Genomic DNA, 22,118 nt, shown 5'->3' with positions numbered 1-22,118 from the left:
AACCATTTGATAAAGTCAGTAAAACTGAACCATAAGAGCCTTTTCTTGGACAATACTAGGAGAATACTAGGACTATAACGGGGTTAGTTTAACTTTTGCCCAAGAATACTCCTTTTATACTTCTTCTATTCTTCTTTTATGAAAACGATAGATGACCATACAGTATTCAAAATAAGCTCTCTAGAAGGCGAAATCATTCGCTTTGATATTCTTCATTTGATGTTCTCATTTTTATAAAGTGTGATGTACACTAGGACAACTTCTTTTATCGATTGTTTGAACAGTTAAATAATAATATATCAGCATTTTATATATTGTAACAACCAAAAAATGAGATAATCATGGCAGAAATCAAAGAAGGAATATTAGGTGCTGTAGTAGGAAAGGTAGGAACCGTAGTGGGCGTACTCTGGAGAGGTAGAAATATACTCCGTGCTAAGCCCCTAAAGTCAAGTAAAAAAGCGACAGAGGCTCAGTTAAAGCAATGGGATAAGATGAGTCTTGTATCTACCTTTGCTAGTAAATTCAAGGATTTTGTCAATGCGCATTGCCCTGCAGTGTACAATGGGGAGAAATGGATTACAGGAAAAGAACAAATGATTTCTAGGCTGATGAAACAAGGCATCACAATGCATGAAGGAGAGCAATATGTACAAATAGACAAGGTACTACTCTCTATCGGAACCCTGGCTCCTGCTGTGATAAAGAAAATAAGCACCCTCAAAACAGGTAAGCTAAAAGTACAATGGGATAATCATCTAATCAATCCCTTGACACTAGATACAGACGTACTGACGATCATGGCGTACCACGAAGAATTAGATAAATTCACGACCATCTCTACTATCGGACAACGCAAAGATAGATATACTCACTTTGCTCTACCAAAAGACTGGCAAGAGGGGAAAGTCTATCTGTGGAGTATGTGGAAAGCACAAGACGGTAGTGTACATAGCACAAGTTGTTTTCACGGGATCTTAGAAGCAGAAAATGGGGAACAGATAACCGAAAACAGAGAGCAGAAAACAGGAAATGAGGGAACGGAGAATGAGAATAAGGGAACTGGGAACCGTGGAACAAGTAACAAGGGAACGGAGAATGAGGAAACTGAGAACAGAGAAACAGATAACGTGGAAACTGGAAATGAGGGAATACTTGTGCCTGCAACGGATAGTGTAACTGAATCATCACTTCCTATCTCTCTTATGGAAGAAGAGCCCATAACTAAAAAAGAACTACCACCTGGACTCATTCGTCAAGTCAGAAAGAAAATCATAAAAGAAATAAAGTCAAGAGAGTATTCTACTAGAGATAATAAGCATGAAGGGATTATTAATGGAGCACGGTCTGTCTTAGAAGCACTGAAGGCTGAGGAGGAACAGAGAGAGTGAAATACCAGAGGTTAATTCACAACACGTTATTCTTGAAATCTAGTAGAATATATCACAATAATTTTAAGGCGCTTACGCATTATCTTAATAGCGAATATCTTTTAAATTAGTACTCGCTATTTAAACCATTCTTACATATATAAAGTCACTTATGAACTGGGAGGATAAACTAAACAAATTGGGAGGGATAGGAATACTATCCACTTTTATAAAACCGAATGATCATGCTTTGGATATAGCACAGTATATTAAAAATAATAATTTACAGTTACCTAAAGCATATCTTACATTCTCCACTCGTTATGGTTATGGTATATTTAACAATGATAGCGTTGTCAAAAGTACTGATAGAATCCCTGTAGGCTATAGCGATAATACAATCCCTATATCTTTCATTTATGGTTGGGGATCAGATGACGAATCTCTACAAAACACAAGAAAAGCATTATTAGATCAGATTGACAAACATTATTTTGTGTTTGCTGAAGGAAACCCTGGAGATTATATCTTAATCAATATGTCCAATGGAAGTATTTATTATTATGCTCATGATGATTTGCCTTCTAGTAGTTTATATCTGATAGCGAATAGTTTTGAAGACTTTATAGATAGACTTCAACTCAATACGAATACAATGCATGATGAGGATGAAGATGATGATCTAGAAGAAGAGTGGTTTGCTGATGATTTTTAAAATTACATCATATTGAATTGCTATAAATTAGATTTTGTATTAATATGATTTCTTGTTCTAATTTAGAAATCTTTATTACTAGAGGTTTTACAATCTCTCTCCTCACCTACTCCTTAAAAATCAGAAGTGACAAACTTTAACTAATTCCAGCACTTAGAGGTAGATTATTTATAAATAAGTGTCAGAGTTTATCTATAATTATTATTTATATTTGTAGCGAGTTATAACAATATGTATTAAAAAGAAATAGAATGAATACAGACGAAAAGTTTCACGACGAAATGGGAGACAACCACATCGCATCTAGTGATGCAACTCCACTTAGAAGTGATGCATTTGACCGCACAGATGACGAAAAAATAGAATTGATAAAAAAAGATGTAGAAAACATTCTTAACACTTTAGGATTAGACTTGACAGATGACAGTCTTAAGGGTACACCTAACCGTGTAGCTAAAATGTTTGTAAAAGAGATGTTTGGGGGATTAAATCCTGCTAAAAAGCCAAGTGCTTCTACATTTGACAATAAATATAAATACAACGAGATGTTGGTAGAAAAGAACATTGTAGTTTATTCTACTTGTGAACATCACTTACTACCTATCGTTGGGCGTGCTCACGTAGCGTATATATCTAATGGTACTGTAGTAGGTCTTTCTAAGATGAACCGTATCGTTGATTTTTATGCAAAGAGACCTCAGGTACAAGAGCGTTTAACTATTCAAATTGTAAATGAATTAAAACGTGTATTAAACACAGAAGATGTGGCATGTATCATCGATGCAAAACACTTATGTGTAAACTCAAGAGGAATCCGCGATATCGAAAGTAGTACTGTAACTGCTGAGTTCGGAGGAAAATTCCAAGATGAGAACGTTCGTAAAGAGTTCTTAAACTATATCCAATTAGAGACTAAGTTCTAAACATTACAAATTATATTATGCCTTTATATCAAGAACAGCAATTAAAAATGTACAACTCCATCACTGGAGAGAAAGAAGTTTTCAAACCTATCCATGAGGGTAAAGTGGGTATGTATGTATGTGGACCAACAGTCTACAACTATGTACACCTTGGGAACTGTCGTACTTTTATATCTTTTGACTTGGTATATCGTTATTTAAAACACTTAGGGTATGCTGTGCGTTACGTTCGTAATATTACTGACGTAGGACATATGGTAGACGATGTAGATGAAGGAGAAGATAAAATCGCTAAAAGAGCGCGTATTGAGCAGATAGAACCAATGGAGATTGTTCAGAAATATACTTTGAACTTTCACAATATTCTAAAACAGTTCAATAACCTACCTCCTAGCATTGAACCAACGGCTACTGGGCATATCATCGAGCAAATAGAAATCATACAAGCGATCATCAACAATGGTTTTGCTTATGAAGTAAATGGATCTGTGTACTTCGATGTAGAGAAATACAATCAGTCTCATAACTATGGAATATTAAGTGGTCGTAAGATAGAAGATATGATGTCTAATACAAGAGATTTAGATGGACAATCTGACAAGCGCAATCCATTAGACTTTGCACTTTGGAAAAATGCAGAGCCTCAGCATATCATGAGATGGCCTTCACCATGGGGAGATGGATTCCCTGGATGGCATCTAGAGTGTACTGCTATGAGTACAAAATACTTAGGTAAACACTTCGATATACACGGAGGTGGAATGGATTTAAAATTCCCTCACCATGAGTGTGAGATTGCACAGAATGAAGCTTCTACAGGTAACTCACCTGTAAACTACTGGATGCATGCTAATATGCTTACTCTAAACGGTAAGAAAATGGCTAAATCTACAGGAAATAATATTCTTCCTGATGAATTATTCTCTGGCGAGAACAATATCCTTAGCAAAGGATTTGCTCCTGCTGTAGCAAGGTTCTTTATCTTACAAGCGCACTATAGAAGTATCTTAGACTTCTCTGATGATGCTATCTTAGCGTCTGAAAGAGGATATCAAAGATTAATGGAAGCTATCAAATCTCTAAAAGATTTGAAAACTTCTAGCAACTCTTCTGTTGATATTACAAAATGGAGACAATCGTGCTATGATGCAATGAATGATGACTTTAACAGTCCGATTTTAATTGCAAACTTATTTGAAGCAGTTAAATTCATTAACCTGATTAAGGACAATAAAGAAACTATTTCGGCTACAGACTTAGACACTTTAATTCACAGTATGAACGCATTTGTATTTGATGTATTAGGTTTAGAAAACACTGAAACAGCAAGTGCTAATAACGAAAAACTAGAAGGTGTAGTCAATATGCTTATCGGAATGCGTAATGAGGCTAGAGCAAATAAAGATTTCGCAATGTCTGACCACATTCGAGATGAACTAGCTAAAATCGGTATTCAACTAAAAGATGGTAAAGAAGGTACTTCCTTCTCTCTATAAATACACAAAAGAGGTTATTCTATGAATAGCCTCTTTTTTTATGTATACCTCACCTACAATAGTTAAGTTTATTTTTTATGATTATAAAATAGTCTTGCTAAAACTAATTCCTTCTACTCATTTCTAACCTAGAATTTCTTACTTTTAGCACTATAATTAAACTCATCGTACATTTGTACACTTTCATATTTCTGTTACTATGCTAAAGAAAATATTAATATTCCCATTTGTAATATTAGTCCGTTTTTATCAGCTGGCTATTTCACCATTCTTCCCTCCTGCTTGTCGATACAGCCCTACTTGCTCACAATACACCTTAGAAGCACTAAAAAAACATGGACTTTTTAAAGGTGGTTGGTTAGCTATAAAGCGAATCGCTAGTTGTGGACCATGGGGAGGTAAAGGATATGATCCCGTGCCTTAATTATTATTTAGGTAAACTAGGAACTGGGGAACACAAAACAAGGAGCTGGTAACTGAAATAGAAAACAAAAAACAATGAAGTACTCTTGGGTGTAAACCACAATTACTCTTTTGAGAATAAAGATTATTTCATACATTTATCATCTAACAGTATAAAAAACTATGATACATTCATTACATATGATTTGGAACCCGTCAGAAGGGTTAGATTTAGGATTTATTAAACTGAGATATTACAGTCTTATGTTTGTAATCGCATTTGGTTTAGGATGGTTCTTAATGAAAAAGATATATGATCGCGAAGGACTAAGTGTTGAGAAACTAGACAAATTATTTATCTATACTGTATTAGCAACTTTAATAGGAGCTCGTCTAGGACATGTATTCTTCTACGATTGGGATTATTATAAAGATCACTTATTTGAGATTATATCACCAGTTCGTTTCACACCTAAGTTTGAAATCGTTGGTTTTAGTGGATTAGCAAGTCATGGTGCTGCTATTGCTATTATCACTGTTATGTATTTTTACAGTAAAAAGATTATTCAAAAACCTGTACTTTGGATACTAGATAGAGTAATCATCCCTGTGGCAATAGGGGGAGTTTTTGTTCGTTTAGGGAACTTCTTTAACTCAGAAATTATAGGACACGAAACTACGAATGCTTTAGGTATTCGATTTTTAAGAGATAAATTCTCTCCTAGAGAAGCAATGGAGATTACAGGAATTCCTGATTATAACCAAGCTTATGACGCGATAGCTCATAATCCACAGTTTGCAGAAGCTTTAAACCTAGTGGTAGCTAAACACCCTACTCAACTTTATGAGGCATTTGGATATATACTTGTGTTCATTATTGTTTACTATATGTATTGGAAGACAGATGCACGCAAAAAGTTAGGCTATATCTTTGGAGTATTCTTAGTACTACTGTGGATGGTAAGATTTATAGTAGAATATATGAAAGAAAGTCAAGGAGGTTTTGAAGATCAACTAGGCAATATTTTATCAACTGGACAATGGTTAAGTATTCCATTTATCATCGTAGGTATTTACTTATGGGTTACTGCCAAGAATAGAGTATACGAATCATAAATATACAGAGAGCTAATCAATCTAGATTAGCTCTCTTTTTTTATATTTCTCTCTTGAAAGTATAATAGATCCTTTGTGTTGCACTCCCCATAATACAAGGGGCTGTAGACACTAGCTCCCATCCTTGACTTCCTAGATCATTTAGTGTATCATCAGTCTCCTTCATTTCCATTTTTGCAAAGAATCCACTAGTCACTACTTCAATTGTTTTATATTCAAATCGTTTCATAATATTGTTATTAGTTCATTCTAAGATAATCAATTAAACCCAGATTATGCAACAAACATATAAACGAAAAGTAATTATACAAAATAGGTCTGAATTAGCTCTAAAAGCACACTATAATATGGTTTTAGAGCTAATGAAAGAACTATGAAGTAGAATTGCTTTGTAGTATTTGGTTAATGCATAATGTGGGTTTAACATTACACCTCGAAATAATTCACTATTGTTTTGGCTGATTCTAACGTACCCTATTTTTAACTAAGGATAAAAATGTTTTAGTTACTAACATCAATATTACTAGACATTCTTTTCTTTTTAACGAACAATTTCACAGATAAAATCACTACTTTTCTGAATGTAAACAAGGCATTCAATGGACAAGAACTATACGACTCAGGATAGAGGAAATAAAAAAGACTACCAGCAATATTTAGAAGCAATGGACATGATAGCTATCGAGAAGGTGGCTTCTGCAAGTGTGTTCTTTGAGGCAAAAGAGGGAAATGTACTAGTAGATGTAGGAATGGCCTCAGGAACGAGTACAGCTATATTAGCTCAACTATTTCCTAAACTACAAATAATAGGTATTGATATCAATCCTAAAATGGTTCAATTCGCTGAAGAAGCGTATAACCTTCCAAATCTCTCATTCCAAGAAGATGATGGCGAAAAACTATTGACTTTTGAAAAGAATACAATTAGTGGATTCTTTAATTGTTCAGCGATTCACCATATTACTTCATATAACGACTATGACAATAACAGAGCATATAATACACTTCGCAGACAAGTAGAGTTGTTGAAAGATAAAGGAGTGCTAGTTATTCGTGATTTTGTCAAAGTAGAACAACAAGAGGTTATACTAGAGCTATCTACTCTAACTAAAGAGACCACCCCTAGTGATGCAGAGTTGTTCGTTCAATTTTCTCAAACAGCTAGATCATTAGCAAAAGAAAAAGGTTTTCCGATTGAAGAAATAGAACCACTAAAACCTAATACAAGGCGATTTCATGCATTTTATACTGATGTAGTAGAGTTTATTCGTCGCAAAGATTATTATGCGAATTGGGACATTGAATTACAAGAAGAGTATGGATATTATACACAACAAGAATTTGAAACAATCTTTAAGAAACTAGGATTGCGAATCATTATATCTACTCCTATCTACAATCAATGGATCATTAATAATCGCTATAAAGACCAATTTACAATCTATAACTTAGCAGGAGAAGAAATAGGCTTTCCTCCTACGAACTATTTGATTGCAGGAGAAAAAGTATCTGGTGGAAAACAATTGCAACTAACTAGACATTTACCAAAAAACAATACACCATTCTTAACCTTATCTACCTTTAAAAATATAAACACAAATAGGTTATATGATATTGTAAAACGACCAAATAAAGTAATAGATATTATCCCTTATAGAAATAGTGATAGTGGCTTAAAGGTAATCGCTAAACATGGATATCCTCGTCCATTAGCTAATGTCAAAACAGATAGTTCTATCTTAGATAATAAACAATATAGCGGCTATATACCTGAAGGGCTTGCAATAGCTGAAACAGACAATATAAAAACAGAAATAGAGAACAGATTTAATATTAAACCTGAGGAATATGAAACTACTTATACTTCCCTAAATTACTATACATCCCCAGGTGGTATCAATGAAAAGGTAACTTCTATACTCATAGAGCTACACTCACCTGTTTCATTAAATACTCCATTAAATGAAGGGTATTCAGGTTTTAAAGATTCAGGTTATTTACATGAATACGATGCTGTACAACTCCTTAACACTGCTCAGACAGGTGCATTAGTAGAAGCTAGATTAGAAGTGAATATCTATAATCTATTTTTAAAGTTAAACATACCATTACCTAAATGGTTAGGACAAAAAACAACTATACAAAATGTAGAGAAGATTCAGGCAACTGATTTAGAAAAACTATTACAGTTAAATACAAAAGAATACATCCATAATGATAGTCAAGCTGGTTTCTTAAAGACACACAGAGCTTCTTTTGAAGCAACAGGTATTGATAAAGACTCTGCGATACTAGAATATGTATCCCCTACTCAATATAGTACTAATACGGTAGTAACTCTTCCTGTATTTAAAAACAATGGTACCCTCTATGTAGGTCTAGAAACTAGAAGTCTTCCTGTACCCCAAATATTCACTAACAATAGTACGATTATAACGGTACCAGCATTTCGACTATCTAAAGAGGTAAGAAACTACTATGACTTAGAACAATATCTGAATACCCTGAAGTTTGGCAATAGCAATGTAATTGGATACTCTAAATTAGGAGAAAAGTACTTTCCTAGTATAGGAATTACGCCCGAACAAGTATATCCGTATATTATCCATCTAGATCAGCCTACTGATACACTACATTGGATAAAAATAAATGACCTAATGAATAATCTAGACAAAATAGTTGATGCTCATCTCTTAATAGCATTATGTCGATTATATCATAGTCAACAATAATAACGATTAGATTACTAGCCTAAGTAACACTAGTCTTTGACTAGTCCTAAAATAAAAAAGCCACTCCTTGCGGAGTGGCTTTTTTTTATAAATACAAGTTCTAAGATAGAATTAGTTTTTCTCAACTAACATTTCCTCTTGAGCTTCTTTATGTCTTCTTTCGATTTCTTCTTTATCTTTTCTTGGCATAGTATCCACTAATACTGGAGTAGCTAAGAATAATGAAGAATAAGTACCTACAATAATACCGATTAACATCGCAAAGATAAATCCTCTGATTGAATCACCTCCGAATACGAACATGATTAATAATACTAGGATTAAAGTAAGCGAAGTATTAATAGTTCTCGATAATGTAGTATTTACTGAATCATTAACGATCTTATTGAAATCTCCTTTTGTTTTACCTGCGATGTACTCACGTACACGGTCAAATACAATTACGGTATCATTCATAGAATAACCAATAACAGTTAAGATCGCAGCGATGAAGTGCTGGTCAATCTCCATATGCCAAGGCATAAACTTATATGTTAATGAGTAGATACCTAATACAAAGATAACGTCGTGCGCAACAGAAACAATAGCTCCTAATGAATACTGCCATTTTCTAAAAGAAATAACTAAGTAAATAAAGATAGCAGCCATAGACCCTAATACAGCCCAATATGCATTCTGTTTAACGTCTTTTGCCATACTTGGTCCAACTTTAGAAGCTTGGATAACTCCTAATGTTTTTCCTTCTGTAGCATTAACGAACTCTTCATAAGTCATAGGAGATGAATAGTACCCTTTTAACCCTTCGTATAACTTCTCGTTTACTTCTTGGTCTACTGCAGCACCTTCTTCTTCAACTTTATATTTAGTAGTAAGTTTTAACTGTTGTTTATTTCCGAATACTTTCGCTTCAACATTTACACCAAATACTTCTCCTAATTTATCACTTACTTCGTTAGCTGTAACTTCTTTATCAAACTTAACTTGGAATGTTCTACCTCCAACAAAGTCAGTTCCTTGATCAAATCCGTTGATTGCAAATGAAGCAAAAGAAACCACTACAATGATTAATGATAAACCATAAGTAGCTTTCTTCATTTTTAAGAAATCAAAGTTGAAGTTTGTAAACCAGTTTTTAGTAATATTTGTACTGAATGCTAAAGTTCTACCAGCTTTAACGTCTCTATCCATAAAGATACGAGCGATAAAGATTGAAGTAAATAATGAAGTAGCAATACCGATTAACAATGTCGTAGCAAATCCTTTAATAGGTCCTGATCCAAAAGCGAATAAGATAACCCCTGTTAAGATATGTGTAACGTTAGCATCAACAATTGGACGCATAGCACCATGCCAGCTATAAGATTCTTTAATCGTATCTGCAAGACTCATTCCCTTACGCAAACATTCTTTTGCACGTTCAGAAATAATAATATTCGCATCCACCGCAGTACCCATCGTTAATACGATACCTGCAATACCTGGTAATGTCAATACAGCACCTAAACTAGCAAGGATACCAAATAAGAATAATAAGTTCGCTAATAAAGCAATATTTGCATACCATCCAGCTCTACCGTAGTAGAATGCCATCCAAGCAGCAACAATAATTAAACCAGCCACAGCAGATAACATACCAGCATCGATAGCTTGTTGTCCTAAAGATGGTCCTACGATTTCAGATTGAACGATATCTGCACCTGCAGGTAATTTACCAGCACGTAAGATATTCGCTAAGTCTTTCGCATCAGCAACAGTAAAGTCACCTGAGATAGATGATCTACCACCAGAGATAGGTCCACTAGTAACACCTGGAGCTGAATAAACGATATTATCTAATACAATAGCAATATTAGAGTGCTCTGTATAAGCTTTTCCTGTTAACTCTTCCCATACTTTAGCTCCTTTAGGACTCATTGTCATCCCTACTACAGGACGGCTAAATTGATCATACTCATCTTGAGCACCAGTAATAACGCTTCCACTTAAAGGAGGAATACCTTCTCTATTTGTTTTTAAAGCATATAACTCAACTAAATCAGGAGCTTTTTTACTTGGTTTACCCCATGCAAAACGAGCATATTTTTGATCTGCTGGTAATAAGTTACGTACATCAGCTCTGTTTAAATAAGCATTTACTTTAACTGTATCTTTCGTTTGGAAATATCCTAAGATTGGGCTTCCTTGTTGTCCACCCATTGCGAATAAGTCTAATAAAGGGTTGAATTCTTTATTAGCTGCATTCCCCATAGAGTCTTTTGCTACAGTACCTAATAATGCTTCAACATCTGAGTTAGTTGTTGTATTATCAGTAGCAATCTCTTTTTGATTAGCTTGCTTTTCAGTTGTTTTTAAGTACTCATTAGCAGCCATGATATAGTTTCCTATTTCATCTACTTTATAAGTTTCCCAAAACTCTAACTGAGCAGTACTTTGTAATAAATTTTTAATACGATCTACGTCTTTTGCTCCTGGAAGCTCAACTAAGATACGCCCTGTATCCCCTAACATTTGAATATTTGGCTGAGAAACACCGAACTTGTCGATACGCTCTCTGAATACACGGTAAGCACTCTCTATAGATTCTTTTACTTTTTTATCTAAGATAGACTTTACTTGGCTATCAGACATTCCAACAGTAATCTCACTTAAGTTTCTGTTTGCAAAAATATCTGCAGATGCTAATTTTACATTTCCTTTTGATTCTTTATCAAAAGCAGTGTAAAAAGCATCTAAGTAACTTTGATTACCTTGTCTTTGTGATTCAGCTTCTGCTAACGCTTTATTGAACGTAGCGTTCTTTGAATTATTAGCTAAACCTTTTAAAATGTCTTTGATTGATATTTGCAACGTAACATTAATACCTCCTTCTAAGTCTAATCCTTTATTGATTTGCTTAGCTCTCACTTCATTGAATGTTTGTCCTAAAAATACCGTTTGGTTACCAATTGAATCAAGGTATTGTAATTCTTTTGTTGAATCTCCACCAGCAAAAGCTTTCGCTTTATCCTCATAATGGTTGGTAACAAAGGTAAATGACAGTTGGTAAATACTTACCAATGCAAAGATAATTGCAAAAAATTTAACGAGTCCTTTGTTTTGCATTATTACTAAAAATTAATTATTTACTTTTTTTAAAACGAGCAAATATATGATATAGACAATGATTAAGCAATTCTTTGACTAAGAATATCAGTAAAAAGAGCTTTTTTCTATTACATATATTTTAACAATTAAACAATCTTTTACTATTCAATTGTTAATTCCTTATTTGTATCCCTAACAGCATTTACACTATCAGCAAATTTCTGAGATTCCTCCTCATTTAATTTTAATTCTACAATCTCTTCTATTCCTTCTTTTCCAATAACACAAGGAACTCCTATACACAATCCTTCTTGCCCGTACTCACCTTGTAAGTATACAGAGCATGGGATTAACTTTTTAAAGTCATTTAAGATACTATCCACAACATTAGCTACAGCTGCTCCGGGTGCATACCATGCAGATGTTCCTAATAACTTTGTTAAAGTAGCTCCACCCACCATTGTTGATTTACATACTTCTTCTTGTTCTGCTTCTGTCAACAACTCACTTACTGGAATACCTTTATAAGTAGCCAATCTGATTAATGGAATCATTGTAGTATCTCCATGTCCTCCAATAACCATTCCTTCAATATCTCCAACAGGTTTATTTAGTTTTTGAGATAAGAAATATTTAAAACGTGAAGAGTCTAAAGCTCCTCCCATACCTATTACTTTCTTACGATCTAATCCTGATATTTTTAAAGCTGCTAGAGTCATTGTATCAAGAGGGTTAGTCACTATCACAAAAATAGCATTAGGAGAGTATTTTAAAGCACTTTCCATAACTGACTTTACTACTGATGCATTAGTACCTATTAATTCCTCACGAGTCATTCCTGGTTTTCTTGGAATTCCTGAAGTAACTACTACTACCTCACTATTAGCTGTTAAACTATAGTCATTAGTACTTCCCTTAACAATAGTATCAAATTTAGAGTTAGATGCACATTGCATGATATCCATTGCTTTACCTTCTGCATATCCTTCTGCAATATCAACTAAAACTACTTCACTAGCGATTCTTCTATTAGCAATAACGTCAGCACATGTAGCTCCAACATTTCCTGCTCCAATAATTGTAACTTTCATAACTTTATATCTTTTTATTAAAAAAAGGTCAAGGCATATAATATGCTTGACCTTTATAATTTTACATATTTAAATACTAAGCATCAATTTTAGCATAAGTAGCATTTTTCTCAATAAAATCTCTACGTGGTGGAACTTCGTCTCCCATTAACATAGAGAATACTCTATCTGCCTCTTGTAAACTATCTATTGTTACTTGTCTAAGAATTCTATGTTCTGGATTCATTGTAGTATCCCATAATTGCTCAGCATTCATCTCTCCAAGACCTTTATAACGCTGAACACTTGATCCACTTCCCATTTTCTCCATTAACTCAAGACGTTCTTCATCTGTCCATGCATATTCTTTACGTTGCCCCTTTTTAACCATATATAATGGAGGTGTAGCAATATAAACATATCCATTTTCTATTAACCCTCTCATATAACGGAAGAAGAAAGTTAAAATCAACGTTGCGATGTGGCTACCGTCCACATCGGCATCACACATGATTACTACTTTATGATAACGTAATTTCTCAAGGTTTAATGCTTTACTATCCTCTTCTGTTCCCATTGTAACACCTAAAGCAGTAAAGATATTCTTAATCTCTTCGTTTTCGAATACTTTGTGTCCCATTGCTTTTTCTACGTTAAGAATCTTACCTCTTAATGGTAGAATTGCTTGGAAGTTACGATCACGTCCTTGTTTTGCAGTACCTCCCGCAGAGTCTCCCTCCACTAGGAATACTTCACATTTAGAAGCATCTTGTTCAGAACAATCAGATAACTTTCCTGGTAATCCACCACCGACCATAACAGTCTTACGTTGAACCATCTCACGTGCTTTCTTAGCAGCGTGTCTAGCTTGAGCAGCTAAAATAACCTTTTGAACAATAATCTTAGCATCATTTGGATGTTCTTCTAAGTAGTTCTCTAGCATTTCTGCTACAGCCTGACTCACAGGAGATACAACTTCTCTATTACCAAGTTTTGTCTTTGTTTGTCCTTCGAATTGAGGCTCCATTACCTTCACAGAGACAATTGCAGTCAATCCTTCTCTAAAGTCATCACCTGTAATTTCGAACTTAAGCTTCTCTAACATTCCTGAAGCATCTGCATATTTCTTCAATGTTCTAGTAAGCCCCATACGGAATCCTTGTAGGTGCGTTCCTCCCTCATGCGTATTAATATTATTCACGTAAGAATAAATATTCTCTGCATAAGTATCATTATAAACTAATGCAACTTCAACAGGGATTTCTCCTTTATCAAGTTCCATAGAGATTACATCTTCAATAATTGGCACACGGCTACCATCTAAGAATTTAATAAACTCTTTTAATCCTTCTTTTGAGAAGAATACTTCATGCTTAACTTCACCGTTGTCTTCAATAACTCGTTTATCTGTAAGCGTTATCTTTAATCCTTTATTTAAGAAAGATAATTCTCTTAAACGTCCAGCTAAAGTGTCATACGAATACTCAAGAGTTTGCGTGAAAATAGTATGGTCTGGTTTAAATGTAACCGATGTTCCTCGTTTATCTGTTTCACCAATAACTTTTACTGGAAATAAAGCTTTACCACGCGAATATTCTTGTTCGTAAATCTTACCTTCACGATAAACAGTTGCTCTTAACAAATCAGATAATGCGTTCACACACGATACCCCTACTCCGTGAAGACCTCCAGATACTTTATAAGAATCCTTGTCAAACTTCCCTCCAGCACCAATCTTTGTCATTACTACTTCTAAAGCAGACACTCCTTCTTTTTTGTGGATGTCTACTGGGATACCACGTCCATTATCTTCTACAGTAATAGAGTTATCCTCGTTTATAGTAACGCTTATTGTATCACAATAACCAGCTAAAGCCTCATCAATTGAGTTATCAACCACTTCATATACTAAATGGTGTAATCCTCTTACTCCTACATCACCAATATACATCGAAGGACGCATCCTTACGTGTTCCATTCCCTCAAGAGCTTGAATGCTATCCGCCGAATAATTATTCTTATTTGTTTCTTGGCTCATAATAATAATCTAAAATATCTAACGTACAAATATAACAATTATCAAAGACTTTATCAACTCTAAACAAGTCTAAAATGCATATCTATCACAAATAAAAACAAAAAAACGCAGATGTTTTCACACCTGCGTTTCATACTTTTTTATAAAGGACTTTTACATTAATTCGTGAATTGTAAATTCACAATTGTTAAACGTAAATCTCTCATGTACTTTTCTTCCTAATAACTCCTTGGCGATTGGAGCATCCATAGAAACGGCTAATACAGAACGGTCGTCTAAAACAATTTTTGGCAAAGCTGCTGAGAAAAATAAATACACTGTATTTACTTGTACTAAACTTCCAAATTCTACTACAGAACTCACTTTTTCATCATCTATTTTAGCAACTATATCTCGCATAGCTATGTTTTCTAAAATCTTCTTACTCAAGTTTTCTTGTTCTAAATACATCATTGACAAGCCTGTCTCGTGTTTGTCTCCAGCAGAACTTTTGGCGTCGTTCTGCGCGTCGATTGTCAAATCTTCTACAATTCCTTGCAACGCTTCCACCTTGTCATTTAACCGTTCTAAACAAATTGTTTTTAACTTCTTTTTTAATGTCATCATTACGTCTTTAAAATTTCTTTCTTTGCGAAATCGAAAGAAAATACATGTTTTGTTGTTTGTAACGACAAAAGTAAGTTATTAATCAATGAAAAAAAACAGTATTGTGCACCTTTTAGCGAATTTTAGTCATAAATTATCAGTTTTTAGCTTTTTTTCTGATTACAAAATCTCAAAAATCGAATTTATACATTGCTCCTCCCATAATCTGTACACCTTGCACCTTAAAATTATCCCATTGATTATATTTCTGATTAAATAAGTTATTGGCTTTTAAGAACAGAGTCCAATTTTTAGTTGGTCTATACCCAACTTTCATATTTAAATCTACATAATCTTTCAATTCTACAACTGATGGATCTTCCCATGTATTATAATCCCCTATAAGGCCAGTAGAATCAATTACAAAAACATCTTTGCGTTTTCCTACATAAAACACATCTACACCTGCAAACCATTGTTCTGTAAAGTCAAATTTAAAATCAGCCCCTGCTTTTACTTTTGGTAAATTCCAAGCTTCTAAAGAATTTGTATTATAGTTATTATATTCTCCATGAACTCCTATAGAAACATTCTCTTCGAAGTCAAAACGCAATTCCCCAAACAGATTCAATGTCTTCACATCTCCATATTGCACTCCAAATGAGTTTCCAAACATATATGGTATTCTACTTCTATTCAAAGTATATTCATTGTGCAAAAACATAGCTTTATCTTTCTCCCTTTTGTAAGATCCCTTAATGTTATAAGAAATATTATTATCTAATTTCCCTTTTAATCCAAGATAAATATCATACTTCTTATCAGTAGGAGTAATCAGAATATCTGGAGAAATGAAAGGATTCTCTTCTGAAAACTGTTGAAAAGAGTTCTGTTGCAACCCTCCTTCTATCCCAGCATAAGTAACTAATAATCCAGGAACTAAATCATAAGAAGCTTTAACTTGTGGATAGATATAAAAATTATTCTCTGATTTACCAGCTAATTCTCCATTGTTAAAGAAAACACCTACTCCTACTTGTACAGAATAGTTATCATCTCTAAATGTAAGACTAGGTTGAGCACCAAGATTTAAATGATTATACTTCGTTGTTTCCCCTATAAACGAGTTTTTATATGAGGTTCCTACATAATCAACAACAACTCCAACATTCAATTCTCCAAAGTCCAAAGCTGTTTTTACATTTGGCCTAATCTTAAAACGATTCTCTACTGTTCCAAAATCATCCCAAAAATAATCATATCTAAAATCCAATCCTGTAAAAGGGCTATTTCTAAACTCCAATGCTCCATTTACAAAAACATTTTTATAGTGTTGAGATTCATCTATTCCAGAAATATCACCTTGATTAAAGTCGATTTGTTTCGTTGGTAATCCATAATAATTACTCAATTGATATCTAGCACCTGCTTCTACTGTCCAACCAAAATTCTTTAATTGTCCACCATAAACTAAACCTCCTTTTGTATTAGAGAAGCTATCGTCTAGAAGTAAATTCTTAATCCCTCCTTGAGAAGAAAAGTGACTAGCATATCCTGCTAAAAAACTATTCTTATTTAAGTGTTGACTTAAGAACACCTCTCCATTCAGATTAGTATAATTACCTGCAGAAAAAAGAGCGTAATTATTAAAACTTTTCAACCTACTTGTTCTTTCTACCTCTGCTGCTTTTCCTTTCTCAGGTACAAAAGTAGATGCTACAGGAAAAGAACTAATCGTATAAATTACATCCTTCTTATTACCTGTAGTTTCATCGTCATTATTAGCTGTAGTACGAACCTTAAAAGCATCTGAAATTGTCGCATCATAAGCTCTTACTACATTCACCACTTCAGTCCCTAATTTATTAGTTTCTGTATTTTTATCTTGAGCATAACCTGCTATTCCCCCTAGAGTTAAAACAGATAATATCGTATATATATTCTTATTGTTCATTATAATATCTTCTATATTAAAAAATTATTGAGCAATCGAAGAGTTTCGTTTAGCCTCTTGCGCTGTTATTTTTTGAAGTTCCTCTTTAGCTTCTTTTACTACATCTGGGTAGTCAGTAAAGTTCTTAGTAACACTTTCTAAGATATAAGTAGCCTGATAACTATCTTTTAATTGATAGAAGTTCTTTGCCATTAATACTAATCCTTTAGCACCATAATACTTATAACCTGAATAGTCTTTCGCTAATTTCTGTACACTCTCATTAGATGCTTCATACTTAGCCTCTTTATTCTTAAAGTAAGCATCATAATACATCGCCTCTGCAGCTAATTCTCCTTTTGCTATCTTCAATACCTCTTGATATCCTTTCTTAGCTTTAGCTTCATCATTAGTAGCCATAGCCGTTCTAGCAATAACTATTTGTGCATCACCTTTTACTTTATTGTCTGTTTTAGCCATTTTTAATACAGCTTCAGCATATTGAAGGGCTTCACTATAGTTATTTTGCTCATAGAACAACTTCATTAAATTAGACTTAGCGAACACAACATTCTGTTCTTGTGCAGCCTCTGCATCTAAACGTTTTAAAGTAGCTATAGCCTTAGCAGTATTTTTATTTTTCAAATAAATCTCAGCCAAACGAGCAAGAGAAATCTCTGAGAACTCATTCTTATCCTTAGAAATCACTACTTCATAATGAGCAGTAGCCTTATCTAGATTATTCTCCGCAAAATACATTTGTCCTAAATAGAAATGAGCTTGTAACGCCTTCTGTCCTGTTGGGAAACTTTTTAGGTATTTCTCATATCCGTCTATAGCCGATTGTGTATTATTTTGGATGTACTGTTTCTCAGCCGACTCATAAGTATCTTTATCTAGCTCAGCATCGGTTACTTGGATAAAAGAAAGCCCTTTAACCCATGCAGCATATTCATCTACCTTGCCATTATCCACATAGATTAGTCGTGCATTTTGAACCGCTTCGATAGCCTCAGAAGACTCAGGAGATTCTTTTACCACTTGTTTAAATTTAGCTAACGCCTGATCTGGTTTATTATCATTATAGTTAATCAAACCTTGTCTCAAAATAGCTCTAGCCTTATAACTTGAAGTAGGATAATCTTTCAACATCTTATCAAAAGCACTTAATGCTTTTTGACTTTGATTCATAACGTCGTAAGTCACCCCTATCTCATATTGAGCATCATCAGCTAAGTTAGAAGTTGGATAATCTTTTACAAACTTCGTTAAGTCTTCTATTTTACGAGGATTACGATCTACGAATCCATAGCTAATTGCCTTTTGGAAACGTGCATATTCTACATCAGCTTTATTTGCATCAATAACTTTATTATAAGCCTCCATCGCAGGCCAATACTTACCTGTTACAAAATTACAATCCCCTTGTCTTAAATAAGCATCTAATCGACGTGCCTCATCTTTAGGAGTTTCATCAGTATATCTTTTAAAATAATCCGCCGCTGTACTATATTCTTTCAATTTAAAATATGAATACGCTAAATTATAATACAAATTGTTACGTTCAGACAATCCCTTAGACGCTGTATTTTGATCAAATGCTTTGAACTGAGCGATAGACTCGTTAAAGTCATTTAAATAAAACAATGTCTCACCCTTCCAATATTGAGCCTTTGCAGTATATTTTAAATTTTGCTTCTCTGCTAGAGATTTATCAAAAAGACTTAATGCTTCCTTATAATTCCCTTCATTGAACAATTCTTGACCACGCAAGAATGTCACTTGTTGATACACCTCTTTATTTCCTACAGAACGATTCTTTTCTAATAGAACTAAAGCCTCTTTATAGTTTTTAGAAGAAACATATGAGTCGATTAAAAGGCCTTCTATCTCTCCACGATAAGACGAATTAGGATATTTACTAATATAAGCATTTAATACTGCAGGTGTACTCTCATAAGCATTCCCAATATCATAACTAAGTTTCGCATAGTTTAAGAAAGCATCCTCTTGAATACCTGCATCAAAACGCATTTCAGAAGCATTCTTAAAAGCATTTAGTGCCTGCGTCTTTTTATGTGTTTGAAGGTAGCTTTCCCCTAAATGGTAATACGCATTCTGTGCAATACCATTATCTCCACTGATAATTTTATTAAACTGCTCAATAGCCTTAGGATAATCTTTTGATTTATAATAAGTGTACCCTAATTGATAGAAGTCAGTATTACTCCACTTCCCACCTTTACCTTGATAAGCTAATAAATGAGGTAGCGCTTTATCATATTGCTTTAAGTTAAAATAACTCTCTCCAACTATTTTTGACAACTCTGATTTCTCTTGAGGAGTCGCTTTTGTCATTTGAGAAGTTCCTTGCTCTATAGCCGTTTGGAAGTTTCCTGTCTTAAAGCTCATGTCTGCTTGATAGTACCCCATCTTCTCTTGATAAGAAGACTTAGTTTCTACCTTATCAAACAATTTTTTTGCATCGTCAAAATTATCTGAGTCATAAGCAATATAACCTAAATAATATGTTGCTTGCTCTCCCCACTCACCACGACTATTTACTTTCTTTAAATAACGTTCTGCTTCTTTTTTATTTTTTGTATAGAAGTAGCTATATCCTTTCTGAAAATTAAAACGATCTAACTTCTTATCATTAGTAATTGCGTTTTCTTTCACTTTTACAGCGTATTGCAGTGCTTTAGGGAAATCTCCCTTGCTGAAATAATAATCTGTAACCTCTACATAAGCCTGATTTTGTTTAGAACTAGTAGGATATTTCTTCACAAACTCATCTATCTTATCTTCAGCTCCTTCTTGATTCAACTTAATGGCGCAATACGCGATATAATAAGCACAATCAGCCTCCACCTCAGTATTCTCACCTACATGAGCCTGTTTTACTTTTGTGAATAATAATTGCGCTGCTAAATATTGCTCTTCATTATACAATGCTACAGCATGATTATAATCAGCCAATCTCTCTACATAAGCAGCTGATTGTTGAGCACTTGCAGTTATACTCCCCAGTGCAAGAGTTAATAAAGTTAACCTATTATTTTTGTGCATTTCCATTCAGATTTATATAACGTCAAATATATCATTTTATACTCTTTTAAACTTATTTTTCAGCAATATATTGCCCTAATTGTTATCAAAAATATATTTAAATTGAAATTACACCTCTTCCACAGCAATAAAAAAACATGATAAATTATATCTTTTTGAAATCTAATAAATCGCATTTCACAAGAAAACAGTAAAAAACATATTAGAGCAAAGCTCTTTAAAACAAAAAATCCCAATTCAGAAGAATTGGGATTATATAAAAAAGTCTTTATTACAAATAAGAGGATAACAATCCTAAGATAATAGGAGCTAATACAGCCGTAAAAATCCCATTAAAAATCATCCCTACACTAGCGAAGGCTCCATACTTATTACTCACCTCCATTGCCTTCATCGTACCCATCGCATGAGAAGAAGTCCCCATAGCAATACCTTGTGACATAGGATTACTTATTCGAGTAAGGTTAAGAACCTTGAACCCCACCATACTTCCAAATATACCTGCTATCATAACAGCAGCGGCAGTTACAGACGGAATACCATTAACAGATTTAGATATCTCTAAGGCTATAGGTGTACTAACTGACTTAGGAGCTAGTGATAAAATTATCTCTTGCTCTGCGCCTGTCATTTTAGCTAGTACCACTACTGACACTACCCCTACAACACATCCTATTAATTGACTAATTAAAATAGGAAACAACTGTTTTTTAATTTTTTCCCACTGTACATATAAAGGAACTGCTAAGGCTACAATAGATGGTTTTAAAAAGAAATCGATATACTTACCTGCCTCTTCATAATTTTGATATGGTATTTTTAAAAGATATAAATACCCCATCAAGACAACCATAGACAAGATAATTGGATTAAATATAATCCATTTTTTCTTTTCACTTAAAGCTATTCCTAAAGCATATAAAGCTAAAGTTAGGAATAATAAGAATGTTGGATTGGCTAAAAAATTCATTTCTTTTTTCTTAATAATTGATGAGTAAATCCAGTTACAAAAATCACTATCACTGTACTTACCAGTGTAGCCACAACAATAGGTACAATCGACTGACTAAGAATTCCGAAATAATTCAACATAGCCACACAAGGCGGAACAAAGAATATTCCCATGTTTTTAATTAAGAAGTTAGTAATACCACCTATTGATTCTACTTTTACCCACCTCAGTTTTAACATTGTCCATAATGTGATTAAACCGATGATACTTGATGGTAATTTTAATCCTGTGAGATACACCACTAACTCTCCAAAGGCTAGACAACCTATCACGATTGCCACCTGCTTAATTAAATTCATTTTGTTTAAATATTTATCACAAAATTACTAAATCCAATCTCTATGAAAGAAACAAAACAGATAAAAATAAATTATTTAACAACTATACACCTCGTCAAAAGATATCACTTCAACAATAAAAAAGAATCAATCACTTAGCTTTTTGGTAACTTTTACTTAATCTTATATTCAAAAAATTAGAGCAACTTTGTCATGTAAACAAAAAGAAAAATATGTAAATAAAATATAGATTAAATTGGTTAGTTAGAACAAAAGGAGAGGTCTACAACAGATC

General features: G+C 33.7%; 16 protein-coding genes. 7 read left to right on the top strand and 9 right to left on the bottom strand.

From position 1 onward, the window contains the following. Positions 1–341: 341 nt before the first annotated feature. From MPR_RS06200 to lgt, 6 genes are all read left to right on the top strand, one after another. Positions 342–1,391, top strand: a complete 1,050-nt coding sequence (locus MPR_RS06200) for a DUF6266 family protein (RefSeq protein ID WP_041890341.1) — start codon at positions 342–344, stop codon at positions 1,389–1,391. A 151-nt stretch (positions 1,392–1,542) separates the two neighbouring features. Then, complete coding sequence (locus MPR_RS06195; RefSeq protein ID WP_041890338.1) at positions 1,543–2,085, top strand: SMI1/KNR4 family protein; 543 nt, start codon at positions 1,543–1,545, stop codon at positions 2,083–2,085. Positions 2,086–2,336: 251 nt separating this feature from the next. Continuing rightward, complete coding sequence (gene folE, locus MPR_RS06190; RefSeq protein WP_006259271.1) at positions 2,337–3,008, top strand: GTP cyclohydrolase I FolE; 672 nt, start codon at positions 2,337–2,339, stop codon at positions 3,006–3,008. A 17-nt stretch (positions 3,009–3,025) separates the two neighbouring features. Further along, a complete protein-coding gene (gene cysS, locus MPR_RS06185) occupies positions 3,026–4,504 on the top strand; it encodes a cysteine--tRNA ligase (protein WP_041890335.1) in 1,479 nt (492 codons plus the stop codon). A 199-nt stretch (positions 4,505–4,703) separates the two neighbouring features. Next, the gene (gene yidD / locus MPR_RS06180; RefSeq protein ID WP_006259273.1) at positions 4,704–4,928 is read left to right on the top strand and encodes a membrane protein insertion efficiency factor YidD; all 225 of its coding nucleotides are present in this window, start codon (positions 4,704–4,706) and stop codon (positions 4,926–4,928) included. A gap of 161 nt (positions 4,929–5,089) precedes the next feature. Then, a complete protein-coding gene (gene lgt, locus MPR_RS06175) occupies positions 5,090–6,022 on the top strand; it encodes a prolipoprotein diacylglyceryl transferase (RefSeq protein WP_006259274.1) in 933 nt (310 codons plus the stop codon). A gap of 40 nt (positions 6,023–6,062) precedes the next feature. On the opposite strand, the gene MPR_RS06170 is transcribed toward lgt, so the two are convergent. Continuing rightward, complete coding sequence (locus MPR_RS06170) at positions 6,063–6,251, bottom strand: DUF4177 domain-containing protein (protein ID WP_041890332.1); 189 nt, start codon at positions 6,249–6,251, stop codon at positions 6,063–6,065. A 370-nt stretch (positions 6,252–6,621) separates the two neighbouring features. On the opposite strand from MPR_RS06170, the gene MPR_RS06165 reads away from it, so the two are divergent. After that, the gene (locus MPR_RS06165) at positions 6,622–8,754 is read left to right on the top strand and encodes a class I SAM-dependent methyltransferase (protein WP_041890330.1); all 2,133 of its coding nucleotides are present in this window, start codon (positions 6,622–6,624) and stop codon (positions 8,752–8,754) included. 111 nt (positions 8,755–8,865) lie between these two features. On the opposite strand, the gene secDF is transcribed toward MPR_RS06165, so the two are convergent. The 8 genes from secDF to MPR_RS06125 all read right to left on the bottom strand — a co-directional run bounded on the left by secDF (position 8,866) and on the right by MPR_RS06125 (position 21,844). Next, positions 8,866–11,856, bottom strand: coding sequence for a protein translocase subunit SecDF (gene secDF / locus MPR_RS06160; protein ID WP_041890327.1), 2,991 nt, complete (start codon positions 11,854–11,856; stop codon positions 8,866–8,868). 143 nt (positions 11,857–11,999) lie between these two features. Then, a complete protein-coding gene (locus MPR_RS06155; RefSeq protein ID WP_041890324.1) occupies positions 12,000–12,929 on the bottom strand; it encodes a malate dehydrogenase in 930 nt (309 codons plus the stop codon). Between the two features lie 76 nt (positions 12,930–13,005). Next, positions 13,006–14,946, bottom strand: coding sequence for a DNA topoisomerase (ATP-hydrolyzing) subunit B (gene gyrB, locus MPR_RS06150; protein WP_041890321.1), 1,941 nt, complete (start codon positions 14,944–14,946; stop codon positions 13,006–13,008). A 153-nt stretch (positions 14,947–15,099) separates the two neighbouring features. Continuing rightward, complete coding sequence (locus MPR_RS06145) at positions 15,100–15,552, bottom strand: hypothetical protein (protein WP_041890318.1); 453 nt, start codon at positions 15,550–15,552, stop codon at positions 15,100–15,102. 169 nt (positions 15,553–15,721) lie between these two features. Beyond that, positions 15,722–17,485, bottom strand: a complete 1,764-nt coding sequence (locus tag MPR_RS06140; protein WP_041890315.1) for a TonB-dependent receptor — start codon at positions 17,483–17,485, stop codon at positions 15,722–15,724. Between the two features lie 24 nt (positions 17,486–17,509). Beyond that, a complete protein-coding gene (locus MPR_RS06135) occupies positions 17,510–20,533 on the bottom strand; it encodes a tetratricopeptide repeat protein (RefSeq protein ID WP_041895217.1) in 3,024 nt (1,007 codons plus the stop codon). Positions 20,534–20,804: 271 nt separating this feature from the next. Beyond that, the gene (locus MPR_RS06130) at positions 20,805–21,503 is read right to left on the bottom strand and encodes an LrgB family protein (protein ID WP_041890312.1); all 699 of its coding nucleotides are present in this window, start codon (positions 21,501–21,503) and stop codon (positions 20,805–20,807) included. After that, positions 21,500–21,844 (bottom strand): CidA/LrgA family protein, encoded by a 345-nt coding sequence (locus MPR_RS06125; protein ID WP_041890309.1) that lies wholly within the window; start codon positions 21,842–21,844, stop codon positions 21,500–21,502. The genes MPR_RS06130 and MPR_RS06125 overlap by 4 nt, the downstream gene beginning before the upstream one ends. Positions 21,845–22,118: the final 274 nt, after the last annotated feature.

The organism is Myroides profundi (genome assembly GCF_000833025.1).
GTDB classification, from domain to species: Bacteria; Bacteroidota; Bacteroidia; order Flavobacteriales; family Flavobacteriaceae; genus Flavobacterium; species Flavobacterium profundi_A.
Note: the sequence above shows the minus strand (reverse complement) of the source record. Positions and strands in the feature narration are given on the sequence as shown.